Here is a 15292-nt window from a genome sequence, read left to right as displayed (position 1 = left end):
TTTGTTATGATAGATATTACACCCCAAACGTACTTCTACAAGCTTAAGGACATGCACCCTATAGCAAGACCTAAAGATGTTATCTTTTGGCCAGAGACCATTGGCTGGAAAATAGTTACATTGCTTCTACTTCTAACAATTTCGTATATCATATATAAGCTGATCACTAGATACAATCGTAGAAAGTATCGAAAACATGCAATAAAAACCATTACAGATGCATTCCGCTTACAAACCAAAGGTGATCTATCACAAGAAGAGTATATCAAGATATGCTTAAGCCAATTTAAAATCGTGGGGATAGAGAGTTATGGTCGAAAAGAGGTTGCATCATTAAAAGGGGAAAGGTGGGCTATATATATAAATGATCGAGCTGGTAAAGAATGTATTGCCCCAAACCTGTTATGTAAAGCAGAGAAGACACTCTATAGTCTAACAGAAAAACAGATGATGGATACCAAAGAGTTAAATAAGTTGAATAGACAAATTATCAAGTGGATTGGAGGTCATCATGTTTGAATTTGAACATCTAAATATTCTATACATTCTCCCTCTTCCACTTCTGATTTGGTTTATTATGCCAACCCTTCATCATAAAAGATCTGCACTAAAAGTCCCATTCTTTGATGAAATGCTTCAAGCAGGAGGCCTTAAATCACGAAAAAGAACCGCAATATATAAACGAAAGTTAATGGAGTGGATATGTTTATCATTGTGTTGGATACTAATGGTTATGGCACTTGCTAAACCACAAATTGTTGGAACACCAGAAAAGGAAGTAAAGAATGCACGAAACTTACTACTTGCAGTTGACCTATCTGGAAGCATGGCTACAACAGATTGGGAAATAAACGACGAAAGATGTTCACGGTGGACAGGAGTTCAAGATGTCCTACACCACTTTATTGAAAAACGAAATGGAGATAGAATCGGTGTCATTTTCTTTGGATCACAAGCATACCTGCAAGTCCCATTTACCACCGACCTCAATGTCGTAAATCATTGGATTGATCAGGTGGCTGTAGGGATGGCTGGAGGTAAAACAGCAATGGGAAATGCCATAGGTTTAGGTATTGAACTTTTCAAGAAAGATAGCATCGATACCAAAACGATGATACTGCTTACGGATGGTGTTGATAGTGGAAGTCACATCAATCCTCTACAAGCAGCAAGACTTGCGTCAAAAGACTCTATTGTAATCCATACCGTTGGAATAGGACGAAAAGGCTCGGGAGTCTATGATCTTGATGAAAAATCGCTAAAATCAATTGCCTCTCAGAGTCATGGAACCTACTTTAAGGCAACAAATCAAATTGAACTTAATCGAATCTATGATACTCTAGACAAGATGGAGCCAATTGAATTTGAAGATAATGGATTTACCCCAATTACACCACTGTATTATTATCCTTTAGGATTAGCATTAGGCATCCTATTACTTCTTAATACAGTTCATGTAATTGTTCTAATCATAAAACGAACTAAAAGTGATGAATAAGCTAAACATCAACTTCGAAGCATTCCATTTTATTCGTCCGAATCTTCTGTGGCTACTGATACCTATCGCACTATTGTCACTGTTTGTATTCTTAAAACAGAAAAGGGATGTTAAATGGAAGAATCAGATTGCAGGTCACCTTCAGTCTGTAATGATATTAAAGGGATATGAGGGAGTTGCAAAAGCCAACTATCTTCATCTTTTTATCTTGACACTATCGGCCCTAGCGCTAAGTGGACCAACCTACAAAAAATTTGAAAAACCAGGTGCCAATATAAAAACCAAGGTTACGATTATGTTGGATGCTTCTCGTTCGATGAAATGTAAAGATATCTCGCCGAACAGGATAACTAGAGCAAAACAGAAAATTACAGATCTTGTGGATATGAATTATGGAGCAGAAACTGCCCTGATCGCTTATGCTCAAACGGCTCATATTGTTATGCCATATACAAGCGATCCCAATATTATCAAGATACAATCAAAAGCCATTAATACTGATATTATGCCTATACAAGGGACAAATTTAGAGGCAGCATATCAATTAGGAAAGCAATGGAGTTTGAAAGATTCAATCCCTACAACATGGGTGGTAATAACAGATGATATTTCCCATAAAGAGAGAGTTATTACAGAAGCTTTTTTGAACTCAAACCCCCAACTATATATTGATTTTCTACTTGTATCTACTCCTGAAGGAGGACCTATACCTATTTCAAAAGGAAGATTTCTTAAAAATAAGCAAAGACAAACGATAATATCAAAACTATCAACAGAAGAGGTTCTGTTGTTAAATAGACATAGCCGAGTTACGATACAACCTGTTTCAGTAACCCAAGAAGATGTTGATGGCATCTCATCAAACATCAGACAGAGGTTGTTATATCAAAAAAATGGAGAAGAGAAAGCCGACGATTGGGAAGACATGGGATACTATTTATTGGTAGTTATAGCCATAGCAATGTTACCTCTTTTCAGAAAAGGCTCAGGAATCCAGTGGGTAATATTGCTCCTAATAGCACCACTATTCAACAGTTGTAATAACACCCATGAAGGGATATCTAACTCATTGGATGAAACAAATCGATGGCATTGGGAAGAACTTTGGTCTACTCCAGACCAATTAGGAATGAAATATTATCACAAAGGAGATACCTTAAAGGCAATGAAACATTTTAAAGACCCAATGTGGAGGGGGTTTTTACTGTATCATCAAAACAACTACGAAGCAGCTGCAGCAGAGTATTCAAAAATTAGAAATAGTGAAGGATATCTAAACTTCGGAATGTGTATGTCTGAATTAAAGAACTATAGTCGTGCAAAGGAGGCATTCGAACATGCACTCTTAGCAGATCCAAAGAATAGTAATGCAAAAGACAACCTAAAGGAGATAAACCGACTGATAGAACAGAAGCTTAAAAATTATCATGAAATTAGTAATGATGAGGATCGACAAAATGGTAAATCACAAGAGGATGAAACACTCAAAGAGAATAAGGGGGACGAAGAACAACAAGAAGGCAAAGGAAAAAACCCTCCACCTGAAGAGAACGACAACATTAACCCTGATAATAAAGGGGATGATGACTACCAAGCAATAGATCCCAACGAACCGTTAACCAAAGAGGATGTTTCAAGCAAGATACTTAATCAGATGAATAATGATCCATCGATATTCTTACGACGAAAATTTCAATACGACATTACACAGGTAAAGATTAGTAGCGAACTAAAAACAGAAACACCATGGTAAGAATCAACAATATACCTTTTACTAGAATATGGACTAGTACCATCTGTTTTTTCGTCTTTTTATTTCCAGTAAAAGCAGACTATTTCTCAAAAGTAACTCTCTCAAAGAGAGAAGTGTTACCGATGGAATCAACAGTACTCTCAATATCGGTCTATACAACAACATGGTTTACAAGATCTGCAGATCTCTACGACTTACAAATTAAGAATTCGTTTACCATTCGAACAGGAAGGCCACAAAGCTCATATGAAAACTTTAATGGGAAAAGATATAATATTCAAACCTTTACATATCATATTTATCCACTTAAAGTAGGAAAACAAGAAGTGCCGCAAATTGAAATACACTTTGCGACACCAGAAGAAGGTCAATATAAAGGAAAAGAGGTAAAAACAGTCACAAAAACAATATCGTTTGAAGTAGTACCTATAAAACAAAAGTTTCATGGTAAAGAATGGTTAGTCGCAAATGACATATCTATCCACCGAGTGTTTAGCCCAAACAAAACACACTGGAAAGTAGGTGATGTCGTAACAGAGACCATTAAAATTAGGGGGAAAGGGACATTAGCCTCTTTGATCACTCCTATTGTTCACGACACTCTTGAGTGGGCCACAATATACCATGGGAAGATTAAGAGAACACAAAAAGTGTCCGAAAATAATGTGATAGCAACAGTCATCCAAGAGTCGCAATTTTTAATCGAAGAAAAGGGAACATACTCAATTCCTGCAATACAACTGCACTATTATGACCCTACTCTTAAAAAAAATAGAACAGCAAATGCACGAGGTACGCAATGGAAAATTAAAAGCAACCCAAATTTAACAGCTCTAAAGCAACTTCAAGACTCGCTTAAAAAACAGAATAGAGCAAAGATCACTTCAGATGAAGAGATTTCACATCCTTGGTATGACAAACTTCATTGGAAGCATATACTAATAGGAGCTATACTATTAGTAATTATATGGAAGTTCGCTGTTCTTCTTATTCGGATAGGAAAGAAGTTAATCAAACGTTTTTGCGACATGAGAGATCAAGAATGGTATCTATTTTTTAGAATCATAATATGTTCAAATCAGAAAGAACTCTACATTCGAATAAACAAGTGGTATTTAAAACTAGGAAGGAAAAACAATGAAGCATTTACTACTGCTATTCAAGATAGCAAACAAAACAACCTTATCCACTCATACAATATGTTATGTGCTTCACTTTTTGATCCTAACAACAGAAGAAATATATCCAAAACAAGGCTTAAATTGGGATTAATCCGATGGAGGTGGACAATGTATAAGAAAACAGAGATCATCCCAAACATAAACCCCCAATAGTTAGTATAAGCTTATACAGAGGCTCAAGAGATAGAAAGTAAGTCCACACACAATTCATCTTAAAAAATTAGTATCTAAGTTATGATTGTAGTGGACTTAATTTATTATCCCTGACATATATAGGTAAATGATTTGACAGACAATTAAATATCTCGACTTCTACCCTCTTCTCTATATTTGTCTAGTAAATTCTTCATCATCTTAACCTTTTCAGGATATTTCGAAAATAGATTGTTTCGCTCTTGAGGATCCTCTTTTAAATTAAAAAGCAGACCATGTTGACTCTTATCATCAGCAGTATAGTTTTCTTGCTTATTATACCACCCTGGTACAGGTGTATGACCACCTGAATAACTATCAATTAGTACCCAATCTCCCACTCTGATAGCATATCTATCTTTCTTTGTATTTTGCACTGTTCCTCTTCGAATCGGCTCTTTATATCTCTTCCCTTCTAACAACGGTAATAGATTATAGCTATCAACGGCATCGTTTCTTTCTAGATCATATCCTACAATTGTTGCAAGAGTAGAGGCAATGTCAACCTGACTAATAACTTGATCAGACATACTGTTTTTCTTAATATGCTTAGGCCACTTCATCACAAAAGGTACACGGTGACCACCTTCCCATGTATCTCTCTTTAGTCCTCTCAATTTCCCCATACTTCTATGGTCAAAGTTACGAACTCTTGCATAAGCATATTTTTCTGGTCCATTATCAGCAGTAAAAATAACAATGGTGTTATCATCTAACCCTGCACGCTTCAATGCTCTATTAACACGTCCAACAACATCATCTGTTTGCACAACAAAATCGCCATAAGCACCTGCTTCCGATTTTCCTCTAAACGCTTCGTTAGGTATAATTGGTGCATGAGGACATGGAAGGGCTAAGTAAAGAAAGAACGGCTTATTCTTCTTCTGTGAGGCGATATAATGCTCCATTTTAGATGTTAATGTTGGTAGAACATTATATGGGTCCCAACCTTTAACCATTGGACCAGGACGAAATTCCCATCCACCTTCTAATGGCCGCTTATCTTTCAACTTTAAGGGAACTGTTGGCGCCTCTACAAATTGATCATTCTCAATAAATGCATATGGTGGGAAGTTGATTGTACCATCACCAAAATAGTAATCAAAACCTTGGTTTAATGGTCCCCCTTTGATTGGTTGGTCTGTAACAAGTTCATTTGGAGCATATACTTTTTTTCTACTCTTCTTTGAACTGTTTGGATCAAGATTAAATTTCCAATCCCAACCTAAGTGCCATTTACCAATACATGCGGTCTGATAGCCTTTTTTCTTTAACATTCGTGGTAACGTAAACTCATCCTTCTTAAAAACAGACTTCCCAAATGCATTCACAATATTATGCATTCGACGCCAATGGTATTGACCTGTCAATAGAGCAAAACGGGATGGGCTACAAATACCAGAACTACTATGTGCATCACAAAATTGGATGCCCTCACTGGCAAGTTTATCGATATTTGGGGTCTGTATCTTTCCTTTCGGATTCTGATACGAGACATCACCATATCCCATATCATCAGCATATATAATGACAATATTAGGGGTTTTAACACTCTTCTTTGCTTTTGATGTTGTTCCGAAGAACATACAACTGACAAAAGCTAGTGCGGTTAGATTGTTGATCAAATGTTTCATTAGTTTGTATTTTGATTTAATACGATCACACCAAAATTACCGAGATCGGTGGATTCCACGTGAAACAAACGAAACAGATGGTAATAGTTCTGTAACTATTATCAGGAAGTAGATCCCATCTACTCATTTTTTCAAACCATAAAGATTGGGACTATATGAAATGATACTAAAAGAGACTGCTATTTGGCTATTCCACGATTTTCATAATGTGTATCCACACTCACTCTACAAGTATTATACCATCAATCAACAAATATTTCCCACTACTCTAATACAGTATAAAAACGGTTTTTAAACGGTTCCAATACGGTGATGGTTCAATATTCGTTCACGGTTCCTCATAGTTCCTTCAATAATTCGGTCATTTTTATGGAGCAACTATGAATGAGTTCTAAGTTAAGATTAAGGCTCTTTCCGAAACTTGTTGGTGACCATCTTGAATAGAACAATGCTCATATACCATTATCACATCCGACGACATAAATATCACCTTACTCTGACCAACAAGCTACTATCACCTGCTTTTCCCCTGAGATGGCTCGAAGTTCATTCCAAGTTCACTCGAAGTTCATTCATCGATTTCCCATTTTGGGTGAGGGAATTTCGAATATAGTTCGAATGATACCCAAGAAAAAGCAGGTGATAGTAGCATGTTAGTCAGGTGATGGTGGCTCTAAGGGTTCTTTATGAATCTCTATTTATCTAAAATGTCATCATCTCGCAGGTTGTAACCTTTAGGACAATATTTCAATGATTCGTGATCTTCTTCCATCTTGAATGTGTTGTCCAATAATCGCACCGCTTGAATAGGCATCTAAACTCTTCTATGTTACTAGTTTTGGTGAAGGCGATATGTGGCATGGAGAAAACAGGAGTCTGATTGCAATCGATTCTATTTCCAAGCTCGAGCTGCGTGTTCCTAAGAGGGTACATAAAGACCATGAATTACCCTATTAAGATCGTTCATGATTCTTATGATAACTTGGATTGGGAAAGTGCTTCTACTTTAGGAAATAACCGACATCTTAGATAGGGTTTCCTTCGTAGTTTATTGATACTTCAAGGATACTTCATTGATAGTTCATTCATCAAAAATGTTAAATTGATCCATAATCTATCAAAATACAATGAATTCACTTTCATAATGACAACCTTCAAATATTGTACATAGCAAAGAAGTACATTTTTTTCAATATGATTATCACATAAAGGCTATAGAATCTTTTTGGACATCTTGATGTCCTTGCAATTGTACATAAAAGGCTATCGTTATAAGTAGTCAATGAACTAAATGCGAATTCCTCCATAAAGCTCTATTAAGTGAGGCGATTAATAAAGATGTATAAGTTGGATGAAAGAGAAGTTATTGAGGTAGATTAATAAAAAATCCCCTATTTATTTCTGATAGAATAAATAGGGGACAAAATATTTTGTTATGAACACGAAAACGTTACATCCTTTCTAACAAAGATGTAACGTTATGAAGAAACCTGATGCTTTTTTTAGAAAAAAAGCAAACCACTTACTTTTGCAAATCATACTTATACGTTTTAGAACCAGAATTTACAATAACATTTAGTGAAGCACCATCCTTGATTCCAGATAACGCGAAAGCTTGAGAGATTGCCGTTTTAGACCCCAAATTTACTCGATATAAAACTTTAGCTTCTTTATTGAAAGTAATTTCAATATCGTCACTCGTTTTATTTACATAACTAACAAAAAGTTTCCCATCTTTAATAAAAAGCATAGGTTGATTTGAACTGTTGTTCAATGCAGACGCATCTGCGAATTCAATGTTTACAATCTTCCCAAGGCTATCAGTAGAGTTATCTGTATCTGCTGCTGATACACTAAGAGTAGAAGTGATAAATACGATTGCTAATAAAGTAAGTAGTTTGTTCATAACACAAAAAGATTTACAGAAATAATTAAAATTCGATTAGTAGTATTACCATAAGCGTGCCAAAAAATATCACCAAAGAATAATAATACTGGTTATCAGTGACATACAGAAACAACATTTATGGCACATCATTTTAGACAACAATAATCTACATAAATGTAGCAAACACATAAACTGGTTACATTTATGTAGATTATATAATAAACACTCTCACAACAAACTGTAATACTACTAGTTACATAGAATGTAATATATACAATTCATTTAAAAGATTTGTATTGTGTTATAAAACACATACATTTATGTAGATTTACACATGCCATCGATTGCAACAATTCATATCTAATTAGTTAGTGGCAATAATTCGTTACCTTCGTGAAGAATAACAATCGCAAAATAATGAAGAAAATAAGCGCTGTATTATTTGATATGGATGGTGTTTTATTAGATACAATGCCACTACATGAGGCTGCATGGAGCCAACTTTTCAATGAAGAGAATATTCCTTTCGATGCAGAAGATGCCTACTTAAATGAGGGAAGAACAGGTATTAGTATGATTGAAACGGTGTATCATAAAACGAAAGGTAGTACACCTAGTAAGGAGTACACACATAAGTTATATGAAAGGAAAAAAGAGATTATGAAGCGCTTCCCTCCTGTTGTAGAAATAATAGGAATGCCTAAAGTATTAGAATTCCTCTATTCAAAGGGAATTAAAATAGGTGTTGTAACAGGATCTGGACAAAGGAACATTATCAATAAGTTGCAACAATTTTACGACAAAATTGTTATAGAAGAGAACATTATCACCGGTTTAGATGTAAAGAATGGTAAGCCTCATCCCGAACCATATGTAAAAGCATTAGACCGAGTAGATATTACTGCAGAAGAAGCTATTGTAATCGAGAATGCCCCACTAGGTGTAGAAGCAGCAAAGGCTGCTAATATATTTACCATCGCTATTAACACGGGGATTTTGGATGATAAAGTTTTAGAAGAAGCAGGAGCTAATAGGGTCTGTAAAGACAGTGAAGAACTGCTTCAAATGCTCAGAGATTATATCCACTAGGCAACAAGGTGAATGTAATAAGGATTCGAAGCCCAAAAGCCAACTCAGTATGGAAGCTTCAACAATACCAATTATTTTTTTTCTAGAAGAAGATAAATCTACGAGAGAGAAACTTAAAAAGATGTTTAAAAAGCTCGGAGATCAAAACATTAAATGGTTTGAAAAAGAGGTAGATTGTTTGTCAGAATTAGACAGCAAACCAGACATCATCATTCAAGATAAAACAGAAGATAGGACGGGTGGGTATACATTACTTTATGAGACAAAAAAAATGTGTCCACACACTAAATACTACTTTTGTTGTTCTGAAAAAGATAAACTGTATGCTGAAAAGGGAGTAAAAATTGGAGCCGATGAAGCATACATTATTAACGACGCTAACTTTGAGGTTATTGCAACAAAAATTCATCAAGAGATTATTAAAAAACGTCTTGAAAAATTCTATCATAGTGCAAACGTTGGCATGTGGGAGTTTTTTGGAATTATTTTACTATTCATGATAATTGTTTTATCAGTAATCTTTTTAAATCCAACTCTTTTTTAATAACAATATTACATAAAAGGCAGTTTCATTAGTTTGAAACTGCCTTTTATGTAAGTTAGATATACCAAACTAGTCTTCGTGTTTGATTACACGGCCAGCTTCAAGGTATTCTTTATATTCATCCATATTTGCAAGAAGTTCCTTAGCTTTTTTGATCTCTATATCATCTTTTAATGCCGATTTAATCTGCCCCTTTTGATAATAATATCTTACGATCAATTCACCTTTAAGAAGGTCACAAATCTCAGGTTTAAAAGCTTTAATATCTTTCTCTAGGTTTGGAGCAAGTTTCTTCTTCAATGCATCAAAGTCATCTTTCGAAAGATCATAGTACTTCTCCTTCTTAGCTTTTGCAACCACCCTTTCAAGTAATTTTTCACTCACACTCTCATATGTAAAGTCATGCTTGGTTACATAGCTTACGAAATCATTATAAATATCGTCTGTAATCTCAAAGTCTTGAACAGAAGGTATCTCTTTGTGCTCAGCAACAAATTTAGTTGCATAGTCAAAGATCATAAACTCTCGAATTAAATTTATTGAAATGCTACTGAAATATTCAGGCTTGATCTCAAGATCAGGAGTAATACCACCACCATCATATACCTTACGTCCACCCCTAGTGTTGAACTCAGTAATTAATGAGTCAGGAATAGTTCCTACACTACCATCATCATTTCGATGAGAATAATCTAAAGCTTGAATACATCTTCCTGAAGGGATATAATATTTCGCTGTAGTCACCTTTAATTTAGAGTTGTAGCTTAAATCACGTGTTGTTTGAACAAGACCTTTACCAAATGTTCGATTACCTATAACAACACCTCTATCCAAATCTTGAATAGCACCAGTAACAATCTCCGAAGCCGAAGCTGATCCTCTATTCACCAACACTACAAGTGGCATTAATGTGTCGAGAGGAGCTACAGGTGCTTTATAAACCTTATCCCAAGTAGATACTTTTCCTTTAGTACTTACGATCTCTTCTCCTTTATTGACAAACAAGTTTGCAATTTTCACGGCTTCAATAAGAAGACCTCCAGGATTTGAGCGAAGGTCAAACACTAGCTTTTTCGCGTGATGTTTCTCTTTTAATTCAAGAATGGCACGTTTCACATCATCACCACAATTAAGGGTAAAGCTTTTTAATCGAACATACCCCACTTCATCATTTAACATTCCATAATAAGGAACCGCATCCACATGAATCTTTTCTCTTTTCACTTTGAAAGTAAGAGGCTTCTTTTCACCAAAACGGCTAACCTTAATCTTAACTTCCTCACCTACGGTACCTTTTAGAAGGTTACTAACCTCTTCAACTTTTTTTAATCCTTGTATTTTTACACCATCTATTTCAACGAAAACATCACCAGCTTTCAGACCTGTCTTTTGGGCTGGAAAACCTTCATATGGCTCTGCCACAACTACCAAACTATCATGCTTACTAATAACAGCACCTATACCACCATATTCACCAGTGGTCATAAATTCAAAATCATCCATATCCTGTTCAGGAATATAGACCGTGTATGGATCTAGTGTTTCAAGCATCTTATCGATACTTGTCTTGACAATCTTATCTGGTGAAATACTATCAACGTAAAACAGGTTCAGTTCTCTAAACAACGAGTAATAGATATCTAAATTCTTCGCAATAGTAAAATTCTTACTATCTCGATTAAAACTAAGCAGTCCAACCATTAACGTCCCTAATATGACAAAGGACACTACAATTTTTGTATACTTTTTTTTCATCTATGGAAAGTGTTTTTATTGTATTTATTATTTTTTTCAGCACTAATAAATAAAAGCTAATTATATGATATTCTCCATTCTATCGACAAACAAAAATAGGCAAACAAGCTCTAAATAAAAGCATAAACTATTCTTACTATAATGATTTAGGTTTACTTTAACAGTTTGCATCTCAATAAAGATTCATAATAGAGTTAAAAATAGAACATATTACGACCTAACATGGTTTAGATAGAGTAGGATATAAATTAGACAAAAAGCAGAGTCAAGGTACTATTATATTGAGAATAACCCAACTATTAGAATCTATCATTGAATGTTTTTTTGTTACTTTGAACCAAAATAATCAAAAACAATATAGAAATATCACTTATATGACAAAAGGATTGGTCATTAAATCAACAGGTAGTTGGTATACAGTAAAAGACGATGAAGGACAACTACACTTGTGCAAAATAAAGGGGAAATTTCGAACGAAAGGCATTCGAACTACCAATCCTATATCTGTGGGTGATATGGTTTATTTTGATCTAGTGGTAAATTCTACAGATAAAAATGAAGAGCCTGTTGGCTTAATTAAAAAGATAGAGCCACGAAAGAATTATATCATTCGTAAATCATCAAATCTATCCAAACAGAGTCAGATTATTGCTGCAAATGTGGATCAGGCATTTTTAATTGTTACCATATCACACCCAAGGACGTTGACAGGATTTATTGATCGTTTTCTAGTATCTGCAGAGGCTTATAGGATTCCAGTAAGACTTGTATTTAACAAGTTAGACATCTATAATGAAGAGGACTATGAAATCCTTGAAGATTATCTACACATTTACGAAGGAGCTGGTTATGAATGTTTTCAAGTATCCGCAGAAAAAGATTTTAATATCGATAAGCTAAGGAATAAAATGGCAGGAAAGATTAATGTTCTTTCGGGACATTCGGGTGTGGGTAAATCGACCATTATTAATAAGCTTGAACCAGGTTTAGACATTAAAACAGCAGAGATATCTGAAGTGCACCAACAAGGAAAACATACCACGACTTTTGCCGAAATGCATGAGATGAAAAATGGTGGTTATATCATTGACACACCTGGTGTACGTGGTTTTGGTATTACAGATATTGACAAAAAAGAGTTATCTCATTACTTCCCTGAAATATTCCAGCATTCGAATGAGTGCCAGTTTAACAACTGTAGTCATCAACACGAACCAAGGTGTGCGGTGAAAGAAGCTGTAGAGAATGGAGACATTGCATATACTAGATATGACAGCTATATTTCGATGATGGAAGACTCTGACGAAAAGTATAGATAAAATCAATTTAATGTTAACAATTTAAGAATCGTCACCAAATATTGATTTATTTCATATATTTGTGGGGTAAGCATTTAAAAAAATAATAGAATGATTCTACAGAACAGTACATTTTACTTTTGGTTTTACTATTACGGCTCCAACTAACGGGATCGGGTAGATTTGTATTGTCAAAATATAAATAGAAGGTCCTCAAAAAGAGGGCCTTTTTTTGTATCTCATCGTTCGTAATAAATATTAAAACAATGTAGTAGGTCTATTTTACCAAAAGAGAGTACTACAGATAAATATGCATTCTATGCAAGTAAGTATTATAGGTTTAGGTTTAATCGGAGGATCTATCGCTAAAGATCTAAGACAGAAAGGTTTTTGCAGACATATTGTCGGAATCGATAGCTCTGATTCTAATGCACAGAAAGCATTAGACTTAGGAATTATAGATCAAATTGCATCTTTAGAGGAGGGGGTACAAAATAGCGACTTGGTTATCATTGCCATTCCTGTTGATCACACTTTGGTTATTCTTCCCGAAGTCCTTAACCATATCAAAGAAACTACTACAGTGACAGACATGGGTTCTACGAAGCAAATGATTGTAGATCGTGTTAAGAAGCATCCTAAGAGATCTAATTATGTTGCAGCACATCCAATGTCAGGAACTGAAAATAGTGGACCAGAAGCTGCATTAGAAGGCTTATTTGAGAATAAGATTGCGATTATATGTGATCACCAAGACTCTAGTGTTCAACACTTGGCCTTAGTTGAAAAAATGCTTCAATATTTAGGAATGTCTATAGCATATATGAGTTCTGAAGAGCAAGACCACAGCACGGCATTTGTTTCACACCTGCCCCATGCTGCATCTTATGCTTTGGCTAATGCAGTACTATCCAAAGAGAATAAAGAGATCATTTTCGATTTAGCATCAGGTGGTTTTAGATCGGCAGTGAGACTAGCAAAGAGTTCCCCTGAAATGTGGGCACCAATATTTAGTCAGAATAAAAAGTCTGTTCTTGAAGCAATGGATGTATATATCAGACACTTACAAAGCTTCAGAGATAACATAGCAGAAGATGATCCTTCATCTATGTATAAGGATATCGAGAATGCAAATAAAATTCGAGCGGTTTTAGATAATCACAACCCTCAATTAATTAAAAATGAGCAAAAAATAATCAAATTATATACCCGAAATAACTAGTTATGGTAACCGAATTAAATATTCGTCCAATATCACATTGGACACAAGATGAAAAGTACCCTCTTTTGGTCGCAGGACCTTGTAGCCTTGAAACAGAAGAACAGACATTAGATACAGCAAGACAGCTTGCAAAAGATCCACGTGTACATGTATATCGAGGTGGTGTATGGAAGCCAAGAACAAGACCAGGATCATTCGAAGGAGTAGGTGAGATTGGCTTAGAGTGGCTAAAGAAAGTAAAAGAAGAAACTGGGCTTAAAGTCGGTACAGAGGTAGCAAATGCACAACACACTGAAGCTTGTCTAAAAGCAGGAATTGATGTATTATGGATTGGAGCAAGATCTACAGCAAGTCCATTTGTTGTTCAAGAGATTGCAGATGTTCTTAAAGGTACTGATGCGACTGTAATGGTTAAAAATCCGGTTAACCCTGATGTTCAACTATGGATTGGTGCTGTTGAACGACTACACCAAGCTGGAATTAGGAATTTAGTTGCAATTCACCGAGGTTTTACACCATTCCAAGAAACAAAATATCGTAACTATCCTAGATGGAAGACTTTGATAGAGCTTAAAAGACTTGTTCCAAACCTTCCAGTTATTTGTGATCCAAGCCACATTGCAGGAAAAAGAGAGTTGCTTCATGAAATAAGCCAAAAGGCTTTCGATATGGGTATCGATGGTTTAATGGTAGAGTCACACAGAGACCCTAGTTGTGCACTTAGTGATGCAGCTCAACAGTTGACACCTATCGATCTTGGTCTAATGCTAGATAAGCTCGTATTGAGAAATCTACATATTGATAATCCTAGTTTTGACAATAAACTAGACGAGCTAAGAAATCGAATAGATGCAATGGATCATGAAATTATGGAGTTGTTATCTTCTAGAAATAAGATTGTTGCACAGATCGGAAGCTATAAGAAAGACAACAATGTGACTGCATTACAAATAGATCGTTGGACACAAATGATGAATGATAGAACAAACCTAGCAAACAAGCTTGGCGTGGACGAGACTTTTGTGAAGATTCTATTTCAATTAATCCATGAAGATTCAGTAAGACAACAAACAGAATTTATTGACAAATAAGAGTCTTATAATACCAATTGCATTTTGAAATGAGGGATAAACACTTGCGAAGATATTTTTATTATACAAGGCAAGAAATGACAGCATAGTTTTTCCCTACGGGGATATTTCTTAACGATGTGCAAGTATGATAGAACGTAAAGATAT

At 35.2% G+C, this 15292-nt stretch carries 12 protein-coding genes; 9 read left to right on the top strand and 3 right to left on the bottom strand.

The window, feature by feature from the left end:
• Positions 1 to 6: 6 nt before the first annotated feature.
• From K5X82_12140 to K5X82_12125, 4 genes are read left to right on the top strand one after another with little or no spacing between them, the layout of a single operon-like run.
• Positions 7 to 519 (top strand): DUF4381 domain-containing protein, encoded by a 513-nt coding sequence (locus tag K5X82_12140; GenBank protein QZT36044.1) that lies wholly within the window; start codon positions 7 to 9, stop codon positions 517 to 519.
• On the top strand, positions 512 to 1498 hold the full coding sequence (locus K5X82_12135; protein ID QZT36043.1) for a VWA domain-containing protein: 987 nt from the start codon (positions 512 to 514) through the stop codon (positions 1496 to 1498). Before K5X82_12140 ends, K5X82_12135 begins: the two co-directional genes overlap by 8 nt.
• Positions 1491 to 3251: a VWA domain-containing protein gene (locus K5X82_12130; protein ID QZT36042.1), complete on the top strand. Its 1761-nt coding sequence runs from the start codon at positions 1491 to 1493 to the stop codon at positions 3249 to 3251. Before K5X82_12135 ends, K5X82_12130 begins: the two co-directional genes overlap by 8 nt.
• The gene (locus K5X82_12125; protein QZT36041.1) at positions 3245 to 4585 is read left to right on the top strand and encodes a BatD family protein; all 1341 of its coding nucleotides are present in this window, start codon (positions 3245 to 3247) and stop codon (positions 4583 to 4585) included. Before K5X82_12130 ends, K5X82_12125 begins: the two co-directional genes overlap by 7 nt.
• A gap of 143 nt (positions 4586 to 4728) precedes the next feature.
• Here K5X82_12125 and K5X82_12120 read toward each other — a convergent pair whose 3' ends face one another.
• Together K5X82_12120 and K5X82_12115 are read right to left on the bottom strand one after the other, a co-directional pair.
• A complete protein-coding gene (locus tag K5X82_12120; GenBank protein ID QZT36040.1) occupies positions 4729 to 6258 on the bottom strand; it encodes a sulfatase-like hydrolase/transferase in 1530 nt (509 codons plus the stop codon).
• 1522 nt (positions 6259 to 7780) lie between these two features.
• Entirely contained in the window at positions 7781 to 8164 is a 384-nt protein-coding gene (locus K5X82_12115; GenBank protein ID QZT36039.1) for a hypothetical protein, read from the bottom strand.
• A 399-nt stretch (positions 8165 to 8563) separates the two neighbouring features.
• Between K5X82_12115 and K5X82_12110 the strand changes: the two genes are divergently transcribed.
• Both K5X82_12110 and K5X82_12105 read left to right on the top strand, forming a co-directional pair.
• The gene (locus tag K5X82_12110; GenBank protein QZT36038.1) at positions 8564 to 9235 is read left to right on the top strand and encodes an HAD family phosphatase; all 672 of its coding nucleotides are present in this window, start codon (positions 8564 to 8566) and stop codon (positions 9233 to 9235) included.
• 49 nt (positions 9236 to 9284) lie between these two features.
• Positions 9285 to 9779, top strand: a complete 495-nt coding sequence (locus tag K5X82_12105) for a hypothetical protein (GenBank protein QZT36037.1) — start codon at positions 9285 to 9287, stop codon at positions 9777 to 9779.
• A gap of 69 nt (positions 9780 to 9848) precedes the next feature.
• On the opposite strand, the gene K5X82_12100 is transcribed toward K5X82_12105, so the two are convergent.
• On the bottom strand, positions 9849 to 11534 hold the full coding sequence (locus K5X82_12100; GenBank protein ID QZT36036.1) for a S41 family peptidase: 1686 nt from the start codon (positions 11532 to 11534) through the stop codon (positions 9849 to 9851).
• Between the two features lie 374 nt (positions 11535 to 11908).
• On the opposite strand from K5X82_12100, the gene rsgA reads away from it, so the two are divergent.
• From rsgA to K5X82_12085, 3 genes are all read left to right on the top strand, one after another.
• Positions 11909 to 12853 carry a ribosome small subunit-dependent GTPase A gene (rsgA, locus tag K5X82_12095; protein ID QZT36035.1) on the top strand — a complete coding sequence of 315 codons (945 nt, stop codon included), beginning with the start codon at positions 11909 to 11911 and terminating at the stop codon, positions 12851 to 12853.
• A 298-nt stretch (positions 12854 to 13151) separates the two neighbouring features.
• Positions 13152 to 14054: a prephenate dehydrogenase gene (locus K5X82_12090; protein ID QZT36034.1), complete on the top strand. Its 903-nt coding sequence runs from the start codon at positions 13152 to 13154 to the stop codon at positions 14052 to 14054.
• 2 nt (positions 14055 to 14056) lie between these two features.
• A complete protein-coding gene (locus K5X82_12085) occupies positions 14057 to 15145 on the top strand; it encodes a chorismate mutase (protein ID QZT36033.1) in 1089 nt (362 codons plus the stop codon).
• Positions 15146 to 15292 lie beyond the last annotated feature (147 nt).

The sequence above is a fragment of the Prolixibacteraceae bacterium genome (assembly GCA_019856515.1).
Taxonomy (GTDB): Bacteria; Bacteroidota; Bacteroidia; order Bacteroidales; family Prolixibacteraceae; genus Halosquirtibacter; species Halosquirtibacter xylanolyticus.
The sequence above is the reverse complement of the archived record's forward strand: the minus strand, read 5'-3'. Positions and strand labels throughout refer to the sequence as shown.

Excerpts from the sequence above, each read along its gene's own strand:
- K5X82_12120 (QZT36040.1), bottom strand. The coding sequence starts at position 6,258 with ATGAAACATTTGATCAACAATCTAACCGCACTAGCTTTTGTCAGTTGT.
- K5X82_12140 (QZT36044.1), top strand. The coding sequence starts at position 7 with ATGATAGATATTACACCCCAAACGTACTTCTACAAGCTTAAGGACATG.
- K5X82_12115 (QZT36039.1), bottom strand. The coding sequence starts at position 8,164 with ATGAACAAACTACTTACTTTATTAGCAATCGTATTTATCACTTCTACT.
- K5X82_12130 (QZT36042.1), top strand. The coding sequence starts at position 1,491 with ATGAATAAGCTAAACATCAACTTCGAAGCATTCCATTTTATTCGTCCG.
- K5X82_12110 (QZT36038.1), top strand. The coding sequence starts at position 8,564 with ATGAAGAAAATAAGCGCTGTATTATTTGATATGGATGGTGTTTTATTA.
- K5X82_12125 (QZT36041.1), top strand. The coding sequence starts at position 3,245 with ATGGTAAGAATCAACAATATACCTTTTACTAGAATATGGACTAGTACC.
- K5X82_12100 (QZT36036.1), bottom strand. The coding sequence starts at position 11,534 with ATGAAAAAAAAGTATACAAAAATTGTAGTGTCCTTTGTCATATTAGGG.
- K5X82_12105 (QZT36037.1), top strand. The coding sequence starts at position 9,285 with ATGGAAGCTTCAACAATACCAATTATTTTTTTTCTAGAAGAAGATAAA.
- rsgA (QZT36035.1), top strand. The coding sequence starts at position 11,909 with ATGACAAAAGGATTGGTCATTAAATCAACAGGTAGTTGGTATACAGTA.
- K5X82_12085 (QZT36033.1), top strand. The coding sequence starts at position 14,057 with ATGGTAACCGAATTAAATATTCGTCCAATATCACATTGGACACAAGAT.
- K5X82_12135 (QZT36043.1), top strand. The coding sequence starts at position 512 with ATGTTTGAATTTGAACATCTAAATATTCTATACATTCTCCCTCTTCCA.
- K5X82_12090 (QZT36034.1), top strand. The coding sequence starts at position 13,152 with ATGCAAGTAAGTATTATAGGTTTAGGTTTAATCGGAGGATCTATCGCT.